General features: G+C 67.3%; 22 protein-coding genes, 1 tRNA gene and 1 riboswitch. Of the genes, 7 read left to right on the forward strand and 16 right to left on the reverse strand.

From position 1 onward, the window contains the following. Positions 1–96: 96 nt before the first annotated feature. The 13 genes from MUN85_RS05215 to MUN85_RS05275 form a co-directional block, all read right to left on the reverse strand. Entirely contained in the window at positions 97–600 is a 504-nt protein-coding gene (locus tag MUN85_RS05215; RefSeq protein WP_250505708.1) for a hypothetical protein, read from the reverse strand. Continuing rightward, a complete protein-coding gene (locus tag MUN85_RS05220) occupies positions 597–1,562 on the reverse strand; it encodes an ABC transporter ATP-binding protein (protein ID WP_250505709.1) in 966 nt (321 codons plus the stop codon). Before MUN85_RS05220 ends, MUN85_RS05215 begins: the two co-directional genes overlap by 4 nt. Then, a complete protein-coding gene (locus tag MUN85_RS05225; RefSeq protein WP_250505710.1) occupies positions 1,559–3,211 on the reverse strand; it encodes an ABC transporter permease in 1,653 nt (550 codons plus the stop codon). Before MUN85_RS05225 ends, MUN85_RS05220 begins: the two co-directional genes overlap by 4 nt. Next, positions 3,212–4,306, reverse strand: coding sequence for a thiamine ABC transporter substrate-binding protein (locus tag MUN85_RS05230; RefSeq protein ID WP_250505711.1), 1,095 nt, complete (start codon positions 4,304–4,306; stop codon positions 3,212–3,214). After that, a riboswitch (TPP riboswitch) is annotated at positions 4,275–4,376 on the reverse strand. (Overlaps the previous gene by 32 nt.) Further along, positions 4,344–4,628, reverse strand: a complete 285-nt coding sequence (locus MUN85_RS05235) for a hypothetical protein (RefSeq protein ID WP_250505712.1) — start codon at positions 4,626–4,628, stop codon at positions 4,344–4,346. It overlaps the preceding riboswitch by 33 nt. Before the next feature lie 151 nt (positions 4,629–4,779). Next, complete coding sequence (locus MUN85_RS05240) at positions 4,780–5,832, reverse strand: hypothetical protein (RefSeq protein ID WP_250505713.1); 1,053 nt, start codon at positions 5,830–5,832, stop codon at positions 4,780–4,782. 51 nt (positions 5,833–5,883) lie between these two features. Then, positions 5,884–6,138: a DUF4235 domain-containing protein gene (locus tag MUN85_RS05245; protein ID WP_250505714.1), complete on the reverse strand. Its 255-nt coding sequence runs from the start codon at positions 6,136–6,138 to the stop codon at positions 5,884–5,886. A 3-nt stretch (positions 6,139–6,141) separates the two neighbouring features. Continuing rightward, positions 6,142–6,519: a monovalent cation/H(+) antiporter subunit G gene (gene mnhG / locus MUN85_RS05250; RefSeq protein ID WP_250505715.1), complete on the reverse strand. Its 378-nt coding sequence runs from the start codon at positions 6,517–6,519 to the stop codon at positions 6,142–6,144. Further along, positions 6,516–6,899, reverse strand: coding sequence for an MrpF/PhaF family protein (locus tag MUN85_RS05255; RefSeq protein ID WP_250505716.1), 384 nt, complete (start codon positions 6,897–6,899; stop codon positions 6,516–6,518). Before MUN85_RS05255 ends, mnhG begins: the two co-directional genes overlap by 4 nt. Next, a complete protein-coding gene (locus MUN85_RS05260; RefSeq protein ID WP_250505717.1) occupies positions 6,892–7,521 on the reverse strand; it encodes a Na+/H+ antiporter subunit E in 630 nt (209 codons plus the stop codon). Before MUN85_RS05260 ends, MUN85_RS05255 begins: the two co-directional genes overlap by 8 nt. Beyond that, positions 7,511–9,085, reverse strand: coding sequence for a Na+/H+ antiporter subunit D (locus tag MUN85_RS05265; protein WP_250505718.1), 1,575 nt, complete (start codon positions 9,083–9,085; stop codon positions 7,511–7,513). The genes MUN85_RS05260 and MUN85_RS05265 overlap by 11 nt, the downstream gene beginning before the upstream one ends. Then, positions 9,082–9,570 carry a Na(+)/H(+) antiporter subunit C gene (locus MUN85_RS05270; protein WP_092562289.1) on the reverse strand — a complete coding sequence of 163 codons (489 nt, stop codon included), beginning with the start codon at positions 9,568–9,570 and terminating at the stop codon, positions 9,082–9,084. Before MUN85_RS05270 ends, MUN85_RS05265 begins: the two co-directional genes overlap by 4 nt. Further along, a complete protein-coding gene (locus tag MUN85_RS05275; RefSeq protein WP_250505719.1) occupies positions 9,567–12,581 on the reverse strand; it encodes a Na+/H+ antiporter subunit A in 3,015 nt (1,004 codons plus the stop codon). The genes MUN85_RS05270 and MUN85_RS05275 overlap by 4 nt, the downstream gene beginning before the upstream one ends. Positions 12,582–12,655: 74 nt before the next feature. Between MUN85_RS05275 and MUN85_RS05280 the strand changes: the two genes are divergently transcribed. Genes MUN85_RS05280 through MUN85_RS05290 form a run of 3 tightly spaced genes read left to right on the forward strand, consistent with a single transcriptional unit; the run spans position 12,656 to position 16,602 of the window. Further along, complete coding sequence (locus MUN85_RS05280; RefSeq protein ID WP_250505720.1) at positions 12,656–13,318, forward strand: metal-dependent transcriptional regulator; 663 nt, start codon at positions 12,656–12,658, stop codon at positions 13,316–13,318. Next, positions 13,319–15,328 carry a (Fe-S)-binding protein gene (locus MUN85_RS05285; RefSeq protein ID WP_250505721.1) on the forward strand — a complete coding sequence of 670 codons (2,010 nt, stop codon included), beginning with the start codon at positions 13,319–13,321 and terminating at the stop codon, positions 15,326–15,328. Beyond that, complete coding sequence (locus MUN85_RS05290; RefSeq protein ID WP_250505722.1) at positions 15,325–16,602, forward strand: MFS transporter; 1,278 nt, start codon at positions 15,325–15,327, stop codon at positions 16,600–16,602. The genes MUN85_RS05285 and MUN85_RS05290 overlap by 4 nt, the downstream gene beginning before the upstream one ends. Here MUN85_RS05290 and MUN85_RS05295 read toward each other — a convergent pair. Next, positions 16,538–17,404, reverse strand: a complete 867-nt coding sequence (locus MUN85_RS05295; protein WP_250505723.1) for a hypothetical protein — start codon at positions 17,402–17,404, stop codon at positions 16,538–16,540. The genes MUN85_RS05290 and MUN85_RS05295 overlap by 65 nt on opposite strands. Positions 17,405–17,407: 3 nt before the next feature. Next, positions 17,408–17,989, reverse strand: a complete 582-nt coding sequence (dcd, locus tag MUN85_RS05300; protein ID WP_250505724.1) for a dCTP deaminase — start codon at positions 17,987–17,989, stop codon at positions 17,408–17,410. Between the two features lie 49 nt (positions 17,990–18,038). On the opposite strand from dcd, the gene MUN85_RS05305 reads away from it, so the two are divergent. From MUN85_RS05305 to MUN85_RS05320, 4 genes are all read left to right on the forward strand, one after another. Beyond that, positions 18,039–18,662 (forward strand): AMIN-like domain-containing (lipo)protein, encoded by a 624-nt coding sequence (locus tag MUN85_RS05305; RefSeq protein ID WP_250505725.1) that lies wholly within the window; start codon positions 18,039–18,041, stop codon positions 18,660–18,662. 34 nt (positions 18,663–18,696) lie between these two features. Then, positions 18,697–18,770, forward strand: a tRNA-Gly gene (locus tag MUN85_RS05310). Between the two features lie 365 nt (positions 18,771–19,135). Beyond that, entirely contained in the window at positions 19,136–19,588 is a 453-nt protein-coding gene (locus tag MUN85_RS05315) for a hypothetical protein (RefSeq protein WP_250505726.1), read from the forward strand. Next, on the forward strand, positions 19,549–19,839 hold the full coding sequence (locus tag MUN85_RS05320; protein WP_250505727.1) for a hypothetical protein: 291 nt from the start codon (positions 19,549–19,551) through the stop codon (positions 19,837–19,839). Before MUN85_RS05315 ends, MUN85_RS05320 begins: the two co-directional genes overlap by 40 nt. Here the strand turns inward: MUN85_RS05320 and MUN85_RS12685 are convergent. After that, a complete protein-coding gene (locus tag MUN85_RS12685; RefSeq protein WP_284500948.1) occupies positions 19,836–19,964 on the reverse strand; it encodes a hypothetical protein in 129 nt (42 codons plus the stop codon). The genes MUN85_RS05320 and MUN85_RS12685 overlap by 4 nt on opposite strands. Between the last annotated feature and the right edge of the window lie 14 nt (positions 19,965–19,978).

The raw sequence follows: 19,978 nt of genomic DNA on the forward strand, positions 1-19,978 counted from the left end.
GGCCTAGAACCGATCAATGAGCTATTCCCAGCAAGGCGCCTTGTTATCGTGCGGCTCACACACCAATGGATATACCAAAAACAGTATCCGTATACATCAGGCCCCAGGTATGAGCGTCGCGGTCGAAACCCCCTCGACCCATTTTTCGGTGGAGCGCAAACTCAACAGGACCCACGACCCATCGCGATGCCCAAACTTCGCCCGATAGTTCACCGAGGATATTTCCCCCTCATCCATATCCTTCGGGCCTCGCACGTAGCTCACGTCCTCGAAACCTTGTATCTCCACGACGGAACCATGCTGGAGGGCCTGCGAAGTAGTGTGAAAGTCGACGTCGACCAAGATCGGGCGCTGCGGGTCGCGCCTGCCGCGCGCGCGAAGGTCATCGGAATCGACGAACGCCACCGATACGTCCGCAGGAATGGAGTGCAACTCAGCGGGCCGGTCCTCCATATAGATCTTCCAGCGCTCCTCCAGCACATCCTCGACGATGGCGGCGAGCTCGTCGGCCTGCTCCGGCGGAATAGGTTCGGGTCCGCAGGCGGCGAGCATACCTGCGACGCTCAACGCAGCAACCGCCGCGCGCAGCTTAGTTTTCACGCCGCACTCCTCACGATCGGGCACATCGACAGGCGCAAGGTGGCGAGCTGCCGCGTCCCCACCAAAACGGCCGGGTCGAGCTTTGCATCCGTGACCCGCGCCCGCGCTTCCTGCCCCTCCAGCCTAACGATGAGATCGCTATATCCGCGCCGCACACGCACATCCAGCACTTCAACCTCGACCTCGGTGCCAGGCGCCGGCTGCGATGAGACGGTCAGCGCCGCCGGCGCGATGGCACGAAGGCCGCCCTCGCTCGATACGAACGGGCCATATCCCAGGAACTGCGCAACAGCGACGGTTCGCGGATCGCGCCACACCTCCTCCGGGGTCCCCTGCCGCGCCAACTCGCCATCGATGAGAATCGCGATCCGGTCCGCGACGGTGAATGCCTCATCCTGATCATGCGTGACGTAGATGCTGGTCGAATTCGACCGTTTCAAGATCGCGCGAATCTCGGAGGCAAGCCGCTCTCGCATCGCCCGATCCAGCGACGACAGCGGCTCATCAAGCAACATGAGCCGCGGATCCGGGGCAAGCGCCCGAGCGAGTGCAACGCGCTGCGCCTGCCCACCCGACAGCGAGGTCACCGAGCGATGCGCCATGTCCTGCAGGCCGACGAGCTCCAGCATGTCCGCCACCCGCTCGGCGCGCTCCTTGCGCGGGAGACCATACCCAACGTTGCCCCCGACGTCGCGATGCGCGAACAATTGGCCGTCTTGGAACATCAAACCAAAGCCGCGGCGATGGACCGGCACGTCGATAACGGACTCCCCCGCAAAGAGCACGTCTCCGGCCGCAACGGGCTCCAGCCCCGCGACGGCACGCAGCAGCGACGACTTGCCCGAGCCCGAGGGCCCCAGTAGGGCGACAATCTCGCCCGGCGCCGCCGTCAGCGACACCCCGTTGACGGCGATGTTATCCCCGTACCGTACGACGAGGTCGCGCACCTCAAGCCCGATCATGCAAACTCTCCAGCCTGCGAGGGCCGACCTCGCTCCATGATGACCATGACAACCGCCGCGAGCGCGGCAAGCAGCACGCTTGCCGCCATCGCCATCCCCTGCTCGAGCGCGCCCGGGCGCGAGATGAGGCGATAGATGACGACGGGCAGCGTGGGCGATTCCGGCCGCGCCAGGAACGACGTCGCGCCGAACTCCCCGAGCGAGACCGCCAACGCAAATCCGGCGGCGACGGCTCCAGCTCGCACCAGGTGCGCGCCGTCGATCGTTGCGAGCACCCGCCCCGGCGACGCCCCCAAGGACGCCGCCGCCTCCCGCTGCCGGGGCGAGATCGCACGCAGCACCGGCGCGATCATCCGCACGACGAGCGGCACCGCCACCACCGCCTGCGCGATCGGCACGAGCCAAAACGAACTGCGCAGATCCAGCGGCGGCCGATTGAGCGTAATGAGAAAACCGAACCCGACCGTCACCGCCGATACCCCAAGCGGCAACATGAACGTGGCGTCGAGGAACGCGAGCGCGTGCCGCCCACGCCGCGTGCGCGGCCGCCGCGTCACGACCAGCGCCACCGCCACTCCCACAACGAGCGCGATCAGCGCCGCAATGAGCGCAATCCCGATCGACGTCCCCGCGGCCTGCAGCGCGGAAACCCGCACCGCGCGCGTGGCATCGGCGTTCGCGAGATTGCGGTAGTGCTCGAGGGTGAAGCGGCCCCCGCTGTGCAGCGAGCGCCACACGAGCTGCGCAATCGGCAACACGATGAGCCCCGCGACGACGATCCCGGTGACGACGAACGCGGGCACATCGGCGCCGCGCAGCCGGTGCGTCACCGGATCGGGCCGCAGATTCAGCGCCCGCTCGCTGCGTTTGCGCGCCTGCCCCGCCGCCCACAGCGCCACCGCAATGACAAGGAGCTGGACGACGGACAGCACCGCGGCCCCACGCAGGTCCAAGAACGTGGTCGTCAGCAGGTAAATCTCCGACTCGATCGTCGCCAGCCGCACCCCGCCCAGGATCAGGACGATGCCAAAGGCCGTCGCGCAAAACAGGAACACCACCGACGCCGCGGAGACGATCGCCGGCGCCAGCGCCGGCAGCGTCACCGTCAAAAACGCCCGCAGCGGCGTGGCCCCGAGCGCCCGCGCGGCCTCCACCTGCCGCGGATCGAGCCGCGCCCACAGGTTCCCGACGTTGCGCACCACGAGCGAATAGTTGAAAAACACCATGGCCGCGACGACGGCGACGACGCTGCCATCCAGCCCCAAAAAGTCGAGCCACCCGCCGCTCGCCAGCAGCGATCGAAAAGCGACGCCGACGACGACGGTCGGCAGGACGAACGGCACGGCAACGATCGCGCGCGCCACCATCATGCCGGGGAAGCGGCAGCGATACAGTGCATAGGCCCCCGGCACCCCGAGGAGCACCGCCAGCACCGTGCCGGCCGTCGCCATCCCTAGCGTCAGCCCAATGATCCGCCACGTGCGATCGCGCGCGAAGACCTCGGAAAACGCCCCGAAGTCCCAGCCGCCCTCGGGCGAGGTGAAGCCGCGCAGCACGAGCGTGGCGGCGGGCCACGCAAAGAACAGCGCGAGGAAGACGAGCGGGAGCCCCGCCGCCAATGCCCACCCGAGGATCCGCTGGGCCTTCACTTAGCCGATGACCTCCGCCTGCCAGGCGCGCAGCCACGCTTCGGCGTTGGCCGCTACCTCATCGGCGGGCAGCGAGTGCATTTCCGTTGCGAGCGGCCCGAAGTTCACAAGGTCCTCGGGAGCATTCGCCTCCGGGTTCGCCGGATGCATGTACGTGACCTCACTGATCGCCTCTTGCACCGCAGGCGTCAGCATGAACTCGACGAATTTCGCCGCGGCCTCGGGATTCTTGCTCCCCTGCAAGACGCCCGCATACTCCACTTGCCGGTAGCACGTCTGCGGCAGCGCCGCCGTCGTGCTCTCGGTCTTCGCCTCATTAACCGAATATGCCGGCGAGGACCCATAGGAGACCATCATCGGGAACGGCCCAGCGCCTTCACCAGCGGAATAATCGACGCTGAACGCATCCGACCAGCCGTTCGTAATCTTCACGCCGTTATCGCGCAGTTGCTTCCAATAGTCGAGCCAGCCGTCCGTACCGAAGTGCTCGATCGTGGCGAGCATGAAGGCCATTCCCGGGGTCGACGACGCCGGGTTCATCGCGACGAGCAGTCCCTTGTATTCGGGCTTTGCCAGGTCCTCGAACGTCTGCGGCGGCTGCTTGCCCTGGAACCACGCCTTATCGTAGTTGACACACACATCCCCCTGGTCGATGGGGATGAGGCCGGGTTCGCCCGCATAATCAAGTGCCTTATCCGGCGACGCGACGGACGTCTCCGCAATGACGTCCTGGCCCGAGATGCGATACGAGACGGTGTTGTCGAGCCCGTAGACGACGTCCCCGAGCGGCGCATCCTTGGTCAAGACGAGCTGGTTGGCGAGCTCGCCGCCGTCACCGATCTGCTGAATGGAGACGTCAATGCCGGTCTCCTCAGCGAACTGCTTGATGAGCGTTTCCGGGAAGTCGAACGAATCGTGGGATAGGACGACGAGCGATTCAGGCTGCTCGGCGCTACTGCAGGCGCTAAGCCCCAGGGCGAGCGCACTGACGAGCGCGAGGCCGATCTTGCTGGACATAAAAATAACCTCCTTGCCGGAGGGGTTCGGCGCCGCAGGGTGCGGCATACCGGAGATTGCGACTCCCTTCGCCGGCATGATCCGGATCAGGTTCGTAGGGTCTGCGTTCGCACTCTCAGCGCCAGGTGGCGCTCCCCTGTCCACGCGCATAAGTATACGGCACCTCTTCAGTCGGCTCGGTCGTGCCACACTCGACTGCGAACTCCGCGCCCGTCATCTTGACGACCTCGCGGTCGGTGTAGATGTCGTGGCGGTTGCCTTCGTTGAGCACCCAGGTGGTGCCGTCTTCGCTCAGGATCCAGGAGTGCTTCCAGTAGGAAACCGTCTCGTAGTAGTCCTTGGTCTCGCACTGCGGGGTCCGCGAGATGACCTGAGAGCGCTGCACATCTGCGGGCTTCACGCCCGGTCCGGCGGTGCACTCAGCCGCGATTTCCGCGGGCGTATCTCCCAGGATTCCTTCAGGTTGGCTCGCGGAATTGTGAACTTTCCTGATTGCTTATGCCACGTTTGATGGCGAACTATTGGGTCGGGCGACTAGCCTACGACGTTCACTAATCGCCCCAGGTCAACAAATCGGACAGCGACAGCCATCCCGGGACCTGGCAGCGGGCCGTTTCCGTCTCGGTCATCGGGCGGTAGGTGCTCTCCGGCCGAGGCGCGGCGATGTCCTCCCAGATCCGCTCGACGGGATTGAAGGTTCGAGTCGAGGTGACCTTCGTGCGCTGCCGCTCGACAGTCTTCGTCGTGCAGTCCTGGCGCACGTCGCGCCACGGCGTGTACGTCACGGTCTCAGGTGCGGGGCACTCCTTGAGCTCCGCCGCATTCAACTGGCGGGTGCGCTGCTCGGTCTCGCGGGCGGGCTCCCCCGTTACCCAGGCGGCATCGGCTTCGCTCCAGATGTAGGCCGTGGCGGTCTTGACGCGTTCTTGGCTAGCGGTGCCGCCGGCGCACATCAGCTCAACGTCGCGCCACGCCGTATATGAGGTGACATCGGCCGGTGGGGTCGTCGAACAGCCCTCAATGGTGCCCATCAGCGAGCTTGTGAGCAGCGGTAGCTCGCCCTTGACGTGGGCGGTGACCTCAAAGGAGAAGGACGCATCCGCGGGCAGCTGGGTGAAGGACACCTGCAGCTCGTTGCCATCGTCTTCGAACTGCACGGAACCGATCCCGACCGCAGCTACCGACTCAGACCCGGCCGGGCTAGTGAACGCCGTCGCTGAATCCGGCTCGAAGCGGAAGCCGTCGCTCGCCTGCACCCGGAAGGAGGCGTTGGTAAGGTCCTTCGTCGTCGAACCGGTCAGGCGAATGGTGCGCATCTGCTCGCCGGGGCCGATCTCCGTGGCCAGATCACCGAAGGCGTCACCGGTATCGGTGCGCGAGGCGGTGAGGACGGACTCGTCGGCGACGAGGTAGGTGCGCTGGGAGATGACCTGCTGGCAGGGCTCGCCGGCGGGGCGGCTCGGCGCTTCGGGCAGGATGGATTCATCGCCGCACGTTGAGAGCACGCTCCCATCGCGCGTCCACGTGTAGTGACAGTCGCTTTCGGCCACGGCGGGCACGGCAAAGAGCGTGAGCGCTCCGAGTGATGCAGCTAAGCGGATCATGTCACCTCCAGTCGTGAAGATGACTATTGTAGGCGGTTTTTCGCGAAAACGCTACGCTTCCACTTCGCGATCGCCACCGTACCAGCGCGAAGCGCCTGTCAGTGCGAGCTGGCGAGCAAGGCCCATCAGGGCGCCGGAGATGAGCGCGAACGTGAGGACCTCTGCGAGGCGAACGCCCGGATCTTCCGGGTCCTCGGGCGGGTTATGACCCGTCACGGCCTTCCAACCGACATTGACGACCTTGGAGGCCACCATGCCGGCGACGGCCATCGAGCCTGCTGAGACGATCTTCCAACCGATATCCATGCCTCAATCATGCCGCATCTCGTCATCGGCGGCGCGCTGTGCCACGGCGCGAAGCGCCCGTCGCTTATCGCGCCGATACTCATCGACGATGAGCGCGCGGCTGGGGGCGTGCCCGGTGCGGAAGCCCGCACGCGAGGCCAGGTGGGCGGAAATCGGGCTCGTGACGAGCGTGAAGGCGACGACGAGCGCGAGAGCCCAGATCGTCGTCGGACCGCGCAGCGTCAGGGCGAGGCCAGACATGAGCATCATGGTGCCGAAAGTTTGCGGCTTAGCGGCGGCGTGCAGGCGCTTGAGCAGATCGTCGAAATGCAGGATGCCGATCGCGGCGATCAGGATAAAGAACGCGCCGATCGCGATGAAGATCGAGCCGAGCAGGGTCATGATGGCTCCTCGCGAGGGGTGTCGACGTCGTGCACGGGCTCGGCCTCGTCGGCAATGAGTTTGTTGATGCGCTCGACTTCCGCAGCCTCCTGCTCGTTCATGATGCGAGCTTCTTCCGGGTCATCGATGACGGCGAACCGGGCGATCGTCGTCGTCCCAATAAACCCGACGATGGACAGCGCCACGAGCGCGGGGATGAGATCGAGTCGGCTCGTCAGCGCCGAATAGCTCGCGACAGCGCCGATCATGGCCGCGGTGACCACGTCCATCGAGATCGCGCGATCCAGCATCGAGGGGCCGCGCGACAGGCGGATCAGGACGACGACCGTCGCGATCGCGACGCAGGCGAAGGAGATGTACAGCAGCCACGTACTAATCATGGGCGGCCTTCCGTTCGAGGCGGGCGCCCACGGCATCCGGCCGGAAATAGTTCGGGCCCTGGCAGCGCCACCCGGTGTCGTAGCCGGCATCCAGCAGTTCGTCATCGGAGGCGATCGCGCGCAGCAGGCGCTCCTCCTGCGCGACGACGGAGGCGCGGAAATCATCGAGCGAGGCCCGCGGGTTATCCGGATCGACGTCAAGGACGTGCACGTAAAGCAGCCCCGAGTGCTTCAGCGCCTCGATCGCCACCGAGCCGGGCACGAGCGTCGTGAGGCCGGCCGTCGCCGTGAGGTAGAGGTCATTGTGGCTGCGCGTCTGGATCCGCACGACGGCGCACGTCGGATCGGCGCGTTTCAGCACGAGCTTGGCCACGTGGAAGGAGGCGACAACGACGTCGTAGAGGAACCGCACGACGAGGTAGATAACCGCGAGCGGCCGGATCTTGAAACGCATGACGAGGCGCGGCAGCGGCGCGAGGTAGGAAATAATGAGCGAGAGCAGGATGCCGTTGGCGATATTGCCCCACGACAGGTCGCCCCACAGCAGCAGCCAGACTCCCGTCAGCCAGATGATCATGCCGAGCGAGGTGGGTCCGCGGCCGCGCAGCTGCTTAATCGCCATTGTGATCCGCCTCCGGGTTCTCCTCTTCCTGCGGCGTCGTCTCCGTCGTATCGGAGGACTGGCCCTGGCCGCGCAGGCCATCGGGCAAGACGGCGTTGATGTAGTAGTTCGGATTCGACAGGTTCGCGGCGGCATCGTCGGTGTAGTTGATGACGCGGCCGCCCGCGATCGACAGCCCCATCGCAAGGACGACGAGCGAGGTTGCGGCGCCGATCATCGGCAGCGGCAGGCTCGTGGCGGGCATCGGTTCTTCCGCCTTCTGCCAAAACGCCATGTTCCAGGCTTTCACGACGGCATACAGGGTGAGGATCGAGGTGATGAGGGCGCCCGCGATGAGCGTGTAGTCCAGCGCGCTCGCGCCGCTGGCCGCGGCCTGCAGCAGGCCCACCTTGCCGATAAAGCCGGTAAATGGCGGGATTCCCGCGAGGTTCAGCGCCGGCACGAGGTAGAGCACGGCGACGAACGGGATCGCGGTGGCGAGCGAACCGAGACGGATGAGGGAGGTCGTGCCGCCGTAGCGTTCGACGAGGCCCGCCACGAGGAAGAGCGAGGTCTGGACGGTGATGTGGTGCACGACGTAGAACACGGCGGCGGATAGCCCTTCGGGCGTGTTCGTCGAGATGCCCCAGATCATGAAGCCAGTGTGGGAGACCAACGTAAAGGAGAGCATACGTTTGAGGTCATTTTGCGCGACGGCGCCGAGGATGCCGACGAGCATCGTCGCGAGCGCCACCCACGCGAGCAGCGTGTTGAGATCGTCGCCGGGAAACAGCAGCGTCTCGGTGCGGATGATCGCGTAGACGCCGACCTTGGTCAAGAGGCCCGCGAAGACGGCGGTCACCGGCGCAGGCGCCGTCGGGTAGGAGTCGGGCAGCCACGCCGACAGCGGGAAGACGGCGGCCTTAATGCCGAATGCCGCGAGCAGCGTCAGGTGCAAGACGGTGCGCAGGGACGGGTCGAGATCCGCGAGGCGCTCGGCCAGGTGCGCGAAGGACACCGTCCCGACGGCGGCGTAGATGAGCGCGATTGCGAGGAGGAAGAGCACCGAGGAGACGAGGGAGACGACGACGTAGATCGTTCCCGAGCGGATGCGATCGCGCGAGCCGCCGAGGGTGATGAGCACGAAGGAGGCGGCGAGCAGAATCTCGAATCCGACGTACAGGTTGAACAGGTCGCCGGTCAAAAAGGCGTTGGACACGCCCGCCGATAGGACGAGGAACGTCGGGTAGAAGACGGCGACGGGCGCGCCTTCGTCCTCGTCGGCCACCCCCTGCGCGGTCGAGTAGACGAGCACCGCGAGGGTCACCGCGATGGAGATCGTCAGCATGAGGGCGGAGAAGCGGTCGACGACGAGGGTGATGCCGACGGGTGCGGCCCAGGAGCCGACGTCCAGGGCGAGGGCGGAGGAATCGACGACGACGAGCAGCAGGATCGCGATGCCGAGCGAGATCGTCAGGGCCGACAGCGCGATTGCGCGCGAGATGCGCGGGTGGCGGCCGAGTGCGAGCGCGGCGCCGGCCGAAAACAGCGGGACGAGGACGGGTAGCGGCACGATCCAGTTCACAGCGCACGCTCCTCGGCTTCGGAGACTTCCTCGTGGGGCTTGCCGCCCGTCTCATCGCGCGCGAGCGCGGCATCGGCTTCGACGGGCGTGCCGTCGTCATCGAGGCGCCGCGCGGCAATGCGTTCGCGGATCTTGCGGTCTGCGATGCGGCGATCTTCGAGGTCGTCTTGCACTTCGTCGTGACCATTGAGCTGCCAGGAGCGGTAGGCCATTGCGAGCAGGAACGCCGTGATGCCGAGCGTGATGACGATCGCGGTCAGGACGAAGGCCTGCGGCAGCGGGTCGGAGATGCGAGAGGGATCGGGGCGGCCGATGAGCGGGGGCGCGCCCGCCTGCCCGCCCGCGATCAGGATCATGATGTTAATGCCGTTGGACAGTAGCGAGAACCCGATGATGATGCGCGTCAGTGAGCGCTCCAGCAGCAGGTAGACACCGATCGCGACGAGGAAGGCCGCGAGGATCACAAGGACGAGTGCGGGGCTCAATTCGTGACCTCCTCGGCGCGGGCGGCGTCGTCGGTGATGAGCGCCGCGGTCTCATCGGCTTCGCTATCGCCCTCGCCCTCGATCTCGGCGTGGCGGTCGATCTCGGCGCCAAGCGAGCGCAGGATATCGAGCACGAGGCCGACGACGAGGACGTAGACGCCGACGTCGAAGAGGATCGCCGAGGCGATGTGGATATCGCCGTAGATCGGGACGGTGAAGTCGAAGACGGTGGTTTGCAGGATCGTGCCGCCGAAGAAGACGGGCAGCAGGCCGGCGAACGCGGCGAGCGCGAGGCCCGTGCCAAGGAGGTGGCCGGCGTTCAGCGGCATGGCTTCGCCGAGCTCGTAGCGGCCCGCGGCCAGATAGCGCACGATGAGCGCGGTGCCGGCCATGAGGCCGCCGGCGAAGCCACCGCCGGGCGCGTTGTGGCCCGCGAATAGCAGGTAGAGCGAGACGAGGATCATCGTGTGGAAGACGAGCCGGGCGCCGATCTCGAAAATGATGGAGCGGCGGTGCGGGGCGAGCGTGAGGGAGCCGGCGAGCCAGGTTCGGCCGCGGCCCGGCTGGCGCAGTTCGTAGCCTTGCTGCTTCAGCTCCGCAGCGCGTTTGGCGGCGGCGCGGCGGGTGGCGTCGTGCAGCGCGGCGGCGTTGTGCAGCGCCCGGGAGTCCCACACGGCGGAGGTCGATTCGTCGCGGCGGTTGCGCGCGCGATCGACGATGCCGGCGCGCGAACGCAAGAACAGCAGCGAAGCGACGCCCGTGGCCGCGACGAGGAGGACGGAGATCTCGCCGAAGGTGTCCCACGCTCGGATGTCGACGAGCGTGACGTTGACGATGTTGTGGCCGTAGCCGAAGTTCAGCGCTTCGGCGGGGAAATTGGCGGAGACGGGATCGGCGGTACGCCCGGAGACGGCGATGACGCCGAGGACCGCGACGATGAGGCCCGCGAAACCGCCGAGCGCCGCCCGGAAGTAGCGTGAGGCGCGCAGCGGCCGGTTGGAGAAGTAGGCGGGCAGGCGGCGCAGCACGAGGATGAAAACGACGAGCGTGACCGTCTCGACGAGGACCTGGGTGAGCGCCAGATCGGGGGCGCCGTGCAGCGCGTAGGTCAGGGCGATGCCGTAGCCGGAGACTCCCATGAGCAGCACGGCCTTCAGGCGCCGCCGGGCGCGGGCGGCGAGCACGGCGGCGACGATCGTGACGATCGCGACGGGCACCTGCGCGATGCTGTCATACAGCCGCATGCCGCCGATGTGCGGGGTGCGCGCGAGGACGGCAATGAGCAGGGCGCCCATGACCGTGCCGATCACCGTCGCGAGGTAGAACGGCAGCGAACCGCGCTGGGTGCGCGCGGTGACGGCCGCGGCGCCATCTTCCAGCGCCTGCTCGCTGCGGCGGAAGGACTCCTCGGGATCGGGCAGGAACGCGACGCGGCGCTGCAGCTCCTCGATGCGAGTGCGCATGGCGAACATCGCCGCGCCCGCCGCAATAATGACGACGGTGACCCCGAGGGCGACGGTGAATCCGCCCCACAGCGTGAGATGGCCGGGCTCCCCGGGCGCGATCGTCGTCGCCGGTGCGAGGGCGTCCTCCATCGCCGACGGCATCAGCCCGAGCAGGGCGCCGGCCGCGAGCACGATGGGCGAGAACTGGATGATCGGGCTGAGCGCGTGGCCGTCGACGGGCGCGACGCCGGGCTTCGTGGCAAAAGCGCCCCAGTAAAAGCGCAGCCCATAGGCGAGGGTGAGGATCGAGCCGAGCGCAAAGGCGATTAGGACGAGCAGATCGCGCACCCAGTCATCGCCGCCGAGCGCCACGGCGTGCACGAGGCCCTCGATCGCGGCCTCCTTGCCGAGGTAGCCCAGCAGCGGCGGCAGGCCCACCATCGAGGCGGTCGCGACCGCGCCCGCGATCGCCATGAGCGGCATCTTCCGGGCGATTCCCGACAGTTCACGCAGATCGCGGGTGCCGACGCACCAGTCGATGACGCCAACGGTGAGGAACAGCGAGGACTTAAACAGGGCGTGCGCGACGATGAGGGTCAGGCCCGCGAGCATGAGCGCCTTGGAGCCCTGGCCGACGATCGCGATGATCATGCCGAGCTGGCTGATCGTGCCGAAGGCCAGCAGCAGCTTGATGTCGTACTGGCGCAGCGCGCGGTAGCCGCCGAGGATCATCGTCGCGAGCCCGAGCCCCAGGACGATCGCCTGCCAGACGCCAAGGTGGGCGTAGCCGGGCGCGAAACGCGCAACGAGGTAGACGCCCGCCTTGACCATCGCGGCCGCGTGCAGGTAGGCGGAGACGGGGGTGGGCGCTGCCATCGCGGCCGGGAGCCAAAAATGCGTGGGGACGAGCGCCGACTTCGAGCTCGCGCCAAACAGCAGCAGGATGATCGCGGCGATGACGAGCCCCGTCGTCTCCGGCGGATTCGTCACGAGCTGCGAGATCGAATACGAGCCGCCGGGCAGCTGCCCTAGCAGGATGATGCCGCCCAGCATGGCCAGGCCCCCGAGCGTCGTGAGGATGATCGCCTGGTGCGCGGCGCGCCGCGAGGTCTGGCGCTCGTGGTGATGGCCGATGAGCAGGAAGGAGAAGACCGTCGTCGCTTCCCAAAAAACGTAGAGCGCTAGCGTGTTATCCGTCGTCACGAGGCCATACATCGCGCCGGCAAAGGCGACGAAAACGGCGCCGAATCGCGGCAGGGATTGGGCGTGACGGGCGAAATACGGCGAGCAGTACACGAGCACGAGCGCCCCGACGCCGGAGACGATGAGCGCCATAATCGCGCCGAGCGGATCCAGCCGGAAGGCGAAATCCATCTCGAGCGCGGGCACCCAGGAGATGACCTCCGTCGGCGGATTATCGGAAAACGCGGCGCGCAACTGGGTGAGCGTATAGCCGAAGGCCGCCGCGGGCACGAGCGCGAGAATCAGAAAACCGCGTCGCCCCAGGCGCATGATTGCGGGCGCTACCAGCGCGGCGAGCGCGTGCAGGGCGACGAGTAAGGTCACGGGCGGGCCTCACGGTTGGGGGTGTTCGAGGGTACTACGTCATTGTAATGGATCGAGCCGGATAGGATCGAGCTATGCTCTCTTCCACGACCGAGGACTACCTCAAGGTGATTTGGGCGCTGAGCGAATGGAGCGAGGACCCCGTCACCATCGGCTCGCTCGCCCGCTCGCTCGGGCTGGCCCCCTCCTCGGTGTCCGAGACGATCAAGCGCCTTGCCTCCCAGGGCCTGGTCGATCACGAGCCCTACCGCGGCATTCGCCTGTCCGAGCGCGGCGAGGCCGCCGCGGTGACGATGATCCGGCGCCACCGCGTGCTGGAGACCTACCTCGTGCGCGTTTTTGGTTACACCTGGGATGAGGTCCACGACGAGGCGGAGGCCCTCGAGCACGGTGCCTCCAATCGGCTCATCGACGCCATGGCGAGCGCCCTTGGCAACCCGGCCGTCGACCCGCACGGCGATCCCATCCCGCGCGCCGACGGCTCGCTGCCCGAATGTCCCGAGCACGTCATTAGCCTCGCGGAACTTGCCCCCGGCCGCGAAGCCGAGATCGTGCGCGTGTCCGACGCAGCGCCCGAGCTGCTGCGCTGGTGCGAAAAATCGGGTCTGACGCTCGGCGCGCAGGTGCGCGTCACCGACGTCATCGCCGCCGCCCAGTTGCTCGAGGTGGCCGTCGCCACCACGCCCGAGCCGCTCACCCTCTCGCTCGCCGCCGCCGGCTCGATCTGGGTGCGGTAAATGCTGCTCATCGCCCTGCTTGCCACCCTCATCGGCGTCGCCGTCTTCACCTCGGGCGTCATCCGCATCGTGGCGCGGCTGCGCAAGGGGAAGGACGCCGATCGCCTCCGCCCCGTCGGCGCACGCGCCTGGCTGACGCTCAAGGAGATCCTCGGCCACGGCCGTTTCACCCACAAGCCCGTCGTGAAAGTCGCGCACTGGCTCGTCATGATCTCGTTCCCCGCGCTGTTCCTGACGCTGCTCGCGGGCTTCTTCCAGCTCACCAACCCCGCCTTCGCGCTACCGCTGATCGGCCAGTTCCCGCCGTATGAATGGGCCGTCGAGCTGATCGCCTGGGCGTGCCTGATCGCGATCACGGCCCTCGTCGTCATCCGGCTGAAGAACCTGCCGCACGACCGCTCCTCGCGCTTCTTCGGCTCCAGCCAGTGGCAGGCGTTCTTCGTCGAGGGCGTCATCGGCGCCGTCGCGGTGTGCATCATCGCGCTGCGTGCCCTGGAGTACGCCTACCTGTCGGCCGCGCAGCTGCCCGGCGCGAGCCTCGCACATTTCCCGACGACGGCCTGGCTCGCCCCCACGGGCCTTAGCCTCGAGGCGCTCGCGCGCGCCATCGCCATCGTCGCGCTCACCAAGATCTTCGTGTCCAACGCCTGGTTCATCGTCGTCGGCCTACAACCGACGATGGGCATCGCCTGGCACCGTTTCCTCGCGATCGTCAACGTCTATGCGCGCCGCAACCTCGACGGCACCCCCGCGCTCGGGCCGATCCATCCACTCGTCGTCGACGGCGTCGAACTCACGGCGGAAACGATGGAGGAGCTCGACGAGGACGCCACGCTCGGGGTGGGCAGCCCGGGCGATTTCACCTGGAAGGGGCTGCTCGATTTTTCGACGTGCACCGAGTGCGGGCGCTGCCAGGACGTGTGCCCGGCGTGGAATACCGGCAAGCCGCTCACGCCCAAGGGCCTGATTATGGACCTGCGCGATCAGACGACGGACGTGTTCGAGGCGGCGCTGCAGATCGATCCGGACGTCCTGTGGAGTTGCACGACGTGCGGCGCCTGCGTGGAGATGTGCCCCGTCGATATTGAACACATCGATCACGTCACCGATTTGCGGCGCTACCAGGTGCTCATGTCCTCGGCGTTCCCGCAGGAATTCTCGCGGATGTTTCGCTCGCTGGAGACGAAGGGCAACCCGTACAACCAGAGCGCGCGCAAGCGCCTGGAGTGGGCCAAGGGGCTCGACGTCCTCGTCGCGGGCGTGGATATCGACTCGCTGGACGAGGTCGACTACCTCATGTGGGTCGGCTGCGCGGGGGCCTATGACGCGCGGGCGCGGCAGACGACGCGGGCCGTCGCGGAGCTGCTGCAGACCGCGGGCGTGCGCTTTGCGGTGCTGGGCGATGGCGAGTCCTGCACGGGCGATCCGGCGAGGCGCGCCGGCAACGAGGTGCTCTACCAGATGCTCGCGGCGCAAAACGTCGAGGTGCTGAACGAACTCGGGGCGACGAAGATCGTCACGAGCTGCGCGCACTGCCTGAACACCCTGGGACGCGAATATCCGCAGCTGGGCGGCACCTACGAGGTCGTCCACCACACGCAGCTGCTGAACCGACTCGTGCGCGAGGGCGCGCTGAAGCTCGCGCCGCCAGAGGCCGGCACCATCACCTACCACGATCCGTGCTACCTCGGGCGCCACAACGACATCTACCGGCCGCCGCGCGAGCTCGTCGGCGACGTCGCCACCAGCGTCGTTGAGATGCCACGCCACGGCGATCGCGCCATGTGCTGCGGGGCGGGCGGCGCGCGCGTGTGGACGGAAGAGAGCATTGGCGAGCGCATCAACCAGGTGCGCGCGAAGGAAGCGGCCGACACGGGCGCCGATATCGTGGCGACGGCCTGCCCATTTTGCACGCAGATGCTCTCCGACGGCGCCGCGGCCAACGGCGATGAGATCCAGGTGCGCGACGTCGCGACCCTCATGCTCGACGCCGTGCGCCGCGCTACATGACCTGGCAGCGCCGCCCGGAGGTTGCGGCGGCTCGTCGTCGCTCGGTCACGACGCTTGCCGCCTCCCAGGTACTGTCTTCGCTAGCCATCGGCGTTGGCCCATCGGTGGGCGTGCTGCTCGCGGCCGAGGTCACGCATTCGGAGGCGTGGGCCGGTATTGCGCGCGCGTCCATGACGATCGGCGCGGCGCTCGTTGCCATGCCGCTCGCGGCCCTTGCCGCCAACCGCGGCCGGCGCGCGGCGCTGGGACTCGCCTTTAGCGTCGCGACGTTGGGTGCGGGCCTCGTCGCCCTATCTGCGCAGTTCACCTCTGCGCCGCTGTTCGTCGCAGGGATGCTTGCGATGGGCTTCGGCACGGCCGCGGGCCTGCAGGCCCGATTCGCGGGCGCCGACCTGGCCGAGCCGGATCGCCGCGCCCGCACCCTCTCGCTCGTCGTGTGGGCCGGCACCGTGGGAGCCGTCCTCGGCCCCTCGCTCGCCGAGCCCGGGGCGGCGCTCGGCGGCGTCTTCGGCTGGCATCCGTTCGCGGGAGCCTTCGCGATCGCCGCGCTGCTAGCCGCCCTGACGACCGTGCTCATCGTCGTCTTCCTGCGCCCCGATCCGCTCTTGCTCGCCCAGCGCTTCGAAGCCACCGCCGCTCCCGCCGCCACTCACGCCCAGCGCCGCCGCGCGTTCGGCCCTGCTTGGCGCGCAATCGCGCACGTCCCGGCCGCGCGCGACGCCCTCATCGCGCAGGTCCTTGCCCACCTCGTCATGGTCTCGATCATGACCATGACGCCCGTCCACCTGCACCACTCCGACCACAGCCTCGGCGTCATCGGCGTCATCATCTCGCTGCACGTCGCGGGCATGTGGGCCTTTGCGCCGCTGTTCGGCTGGGGCTCGGACCGCCTGGGCGCGCGTCGCATGATCCTCATCGGCGCGGCCATCCAGCTGCTCTCGTGCGTGATCGCCTTCATCTGGGCGGGCGCCATGATCGGCGTCGCGATCGCGCTATTCCTCCTGGGCCTCGGCTGGTCGGCCATCACCGTGCCCGCAGCCGCGATGCTCACTCACGCGGTCGCCCCCGCGCAGCGCCCCTACGTCCAGGGCTTCGGCGACCTCTCAATGAACGCCGTCGCGGCCTTCGGCGCTGCGATTTCCGGGCCCGTCATGGCCTACACGAATTTTTCCGCGCTCGCCGCCATCGGCGCCCTCGCGATCCTGCCGGTTATTGGATATCGACGAGGAACCCGTCATCATCCGCGACGACGCCGGGCGCGAGCGCCACAATAGCGCGGCACGCCGCTTCGATGACGCGCGCCGCCGCGGAGCGCTCGCGCCGCTGCGCAAGGCTCAACTGCCGCTGATCCTCGTTCTCGGCAATGAAGCGCACAGCGTAGGCGACGGCACCTCCCGCCGCCCAGTCAAACGCCGCGATCGAGGGCGGCAAAAACTCCTCGGCCTGCACCTCGATGCTGATCTGCCCCCCGGCGATGGGCGCATAGATGCTGTACGCATCGAGCACGACGTCCTCGGCCAACTCATAGCTGTCGGCATCCTGCAGCGAGCTGCGCGCACCCGCAAGAATCGGCGCGAGTCGCGCATCCAGCGTGTCCGGATCGAGCCAGATCGGCGAATACACGCTCAAGTCTGGCCGCTCGTCGGGATCGGGCACGACGACCGACCCGCCCGCGAGGACGAGCGCTCCCCCAAGCCGCCTCGCCGCTGCGCGGAAGAAATCTAGCGCCCGCGCCTCCTCGCCCTGGGGCAGCCCCTCGGGGTAGGCGTCCCAGACGGGATCGATGCCCGCGAGCTCGCTGGGCAGCGCCGCTCCCCGATCGGGCGGCACGTGGGCGACGAAAGCGGCGTGCGCCCAGGCCGGAATATCGAGTTCGCGCCGGATCTCGCTCGCCAAGCCGTAGGCGCCCGAGATGCTGTAGTCGGCCGCGAGCGCGAACGTGTACTCGTCTTGCGGATAGACGTCCGGGAAGTAGGACGCCGCGAGCGCATGGATGTCCGCGTAGCCCACGCCCTCGGGCACTACCAGGATGTGGTGGGCGCGCGCCGCGGCGAGCGCGAGCTGCAGATCCGCCACAGCCTAATCCCCGACGCGGATGCGCGAAAACCCGAGGTGGGAGCGGCTCGCGGTCGGTCCGCGCTGCCCCTGGTAGCGTGACCCGCTAGCGCCGGCGCCGTAGGGCCGCTCCGCGGGCGAGGTGAGCCGGAAGAAGCAGAACTGCCCGATCTTCATCCCCGGGTAGAGCCGAATCGGCATCGTCGCCGTATTCGACAGCTCGAGCGTCACGTGCCCCGAAAACCCGGGATCGATGAACCCGGCCGTGGAATGTGTCAGCAACCCCAGCCGCCCCAGCGAGGACTTACCCTCCAGCCGCGCCGCGATATCGTCGGGCAGCGTCAGGTGCTCGTGCGTACTACCGAGCACGAACTCCCCAGGATGCAGGACGAACGGCTCGTCACCCCCAACGTCAACGAAGCGCGTCAGACCCTCCTGCTCCTCGGCCGGGTCGATGACCGAGTATTTGTGATTGTCAAAAAGCCGGAAGTACCGGTCGAGCCGCACATCAATCGACGCCGGCTGAATCATGTCGCGGTCCAACGGGTCGAGTTTGATGCGCGCAGTATCGATTTCACGGCGGATGTCACGATCGGAGAGAAGCACGTTTCGATTCTGCCATCTCGACGCGAAAAGGTCCGCTATCATCGCCCCCATGAAACGCTGGAGCATAATCGCCGCAGCAGCCCTCCTCGCTGGATGCAACGCCACCACATCACCAGCCGAGACCTCCCCCGCTACCGAAACCACCCCAGCCGAGACGTCCCCCGCTACCGAAACTACGCCCCCAGCAGAGACCTCCCCATCTGCCACCGAGACCACCCCAGCCGCCGATCCGTTCCAGGCCGCACCGCTTAAGGGCAACGACTTCCCCGCACTGAACACCTCCCGCCTCATCACCGACATCCGCGCCGGCGAGCACGAGGACTTCGCGCGCCTCGTCATCGAGTTCTCCGAGGACGCGAGCGGCACGGAGGATGCGTCGGTCGGCTACTCGCTCGATTACGTCACCGAGGCGATCTCCGACGGCAAGGGCGAGCCGATCAAGGTCACGGGCGAGAAGATCCTCGACATTCGCCTCGCCGGCATTCTCATGCCCGAAGAAGCAAAGACGCGGCCCTTCGGCGAGGTGCCCGGCACCGAAACCTTCACCCAGATCGAATCCGTCGGCCCGTTCGAGGGCATGAGCCAGATCGTCATCGGCCTCACCCACGAGGGCCCCGTGCGGGTCACGGAACTAACAGACCCCTACCGGCTCGTCATCGACGTGGAGAAGTAATTTCCGCCAGCACCCGCTATACTTGACGACGCACGCGGGTGTAGTTCAATGGTAGAACTCCAGCTTCCCAAGCTGGTAGCGCGGGTTCGATTCCCGTCACCCGCTCCATGTCCCGCGTCATCCATGGCGTGGGACATTTGGGCGTGGCTGAACCCTCCAAATCTCGGGGCCCGTTGTCCCACCCACAGCTCCCGCAGCGGCGCAAAGGTGAAGCGTTGATTTACTGAGGGGCAACTATCAAACGCGGCGTTCGCACCGGGGTCGTCATCACGACCGCTGTCATCGTTTCACTGGTCGCCCGTTACTTCATCCGCGATCACCTGGCGAGAACGACGTACGGCCCGCAAGGCCGGGTCGAGAGCTATCTCGCGACGCTCGTCGAGGGCCGCGCCACGGACGCGATCGCGCTGCTCGATCCGGACGTCACCAGCGCCGAACGAGTCCTCCTCACCGACGAGATCTACCGCGCCGCCGTGCGCATCGGTGAGAAAACCGCGACGGTCGACGCCTCCCTCACCATGGACGCCAAGCGCTATCCCGTCTCCTTCGAACTGCGCAAGAGCGGCACGGTCAATATCTTCTTCGACGACTGGACGCTCACGAGCGGGCCGCGCCAGTCGATCCACGTCAGCGGCGCCGCCACCGCGTCGCGCGTCAACGGCGCCCAGGTCAACCTCACGAGCGTCGCTGTCTCCGACGTGCTCGCCGTCTTGCCCGGCAGCTATATCTTCGATGCGCCCGAGGGCACGGACTACCTCAGCTTCGGCTCGCCGCAGACGGTCGTCGTCGTGCCCGGCGCGGCTCCCGCAGAGGTGGCGTTTTACCAGTCCTGGACGCCGGCCGCCAGCACCGATGCCATCGCCCAGGTCAACGAGCGCATCGCCACGTGCATGATGTCCACCCCGCCGGCTGCGAAACCGTCCTAGCGATGTCCGATCCGGGCTACGCCGTCACCGCGATCGAGCGGCGCTGGCTGCGGGAGCCCGCCATCTCCTTCGACGACGGCGTCGTGCTCATCGACGGCGGCGAGATGAAGATGGACTACAAGTGGCGCTGGAGCGAGGACGATACCTGGGAGCCGGATCACCGCTCCTGTTCGCACGTCTTCGAGATGATCGAGGTGCCCGTCACGATCGGCGACGACGGCACGCTCGCGCTGGACTTTTCCGGCTTCTAGTCCGCGTACGGCAGCACCGCGAGCGACGAGCCGGTGGGCACGGTCTCCTGCTCGAAGACCTCCAGCTGATCGGGCAGCACGAGCAGGCAGATGTGCACGGCGAGCAGCGCGCCGTCGGCAAACATGAGGGTGCCGACGT

The sequence above is a fragment of the Bowdeniella massiliensis genome (assembly GCF_023634005.1).
In the GTDB taxonomy this organism is placed as follows: Bacteria; Actinomycetota; Actinomycetes; order Actinomycetales; family Actinomycetaceae; genus Bowdeniella; species Bowdeniella massiliensis.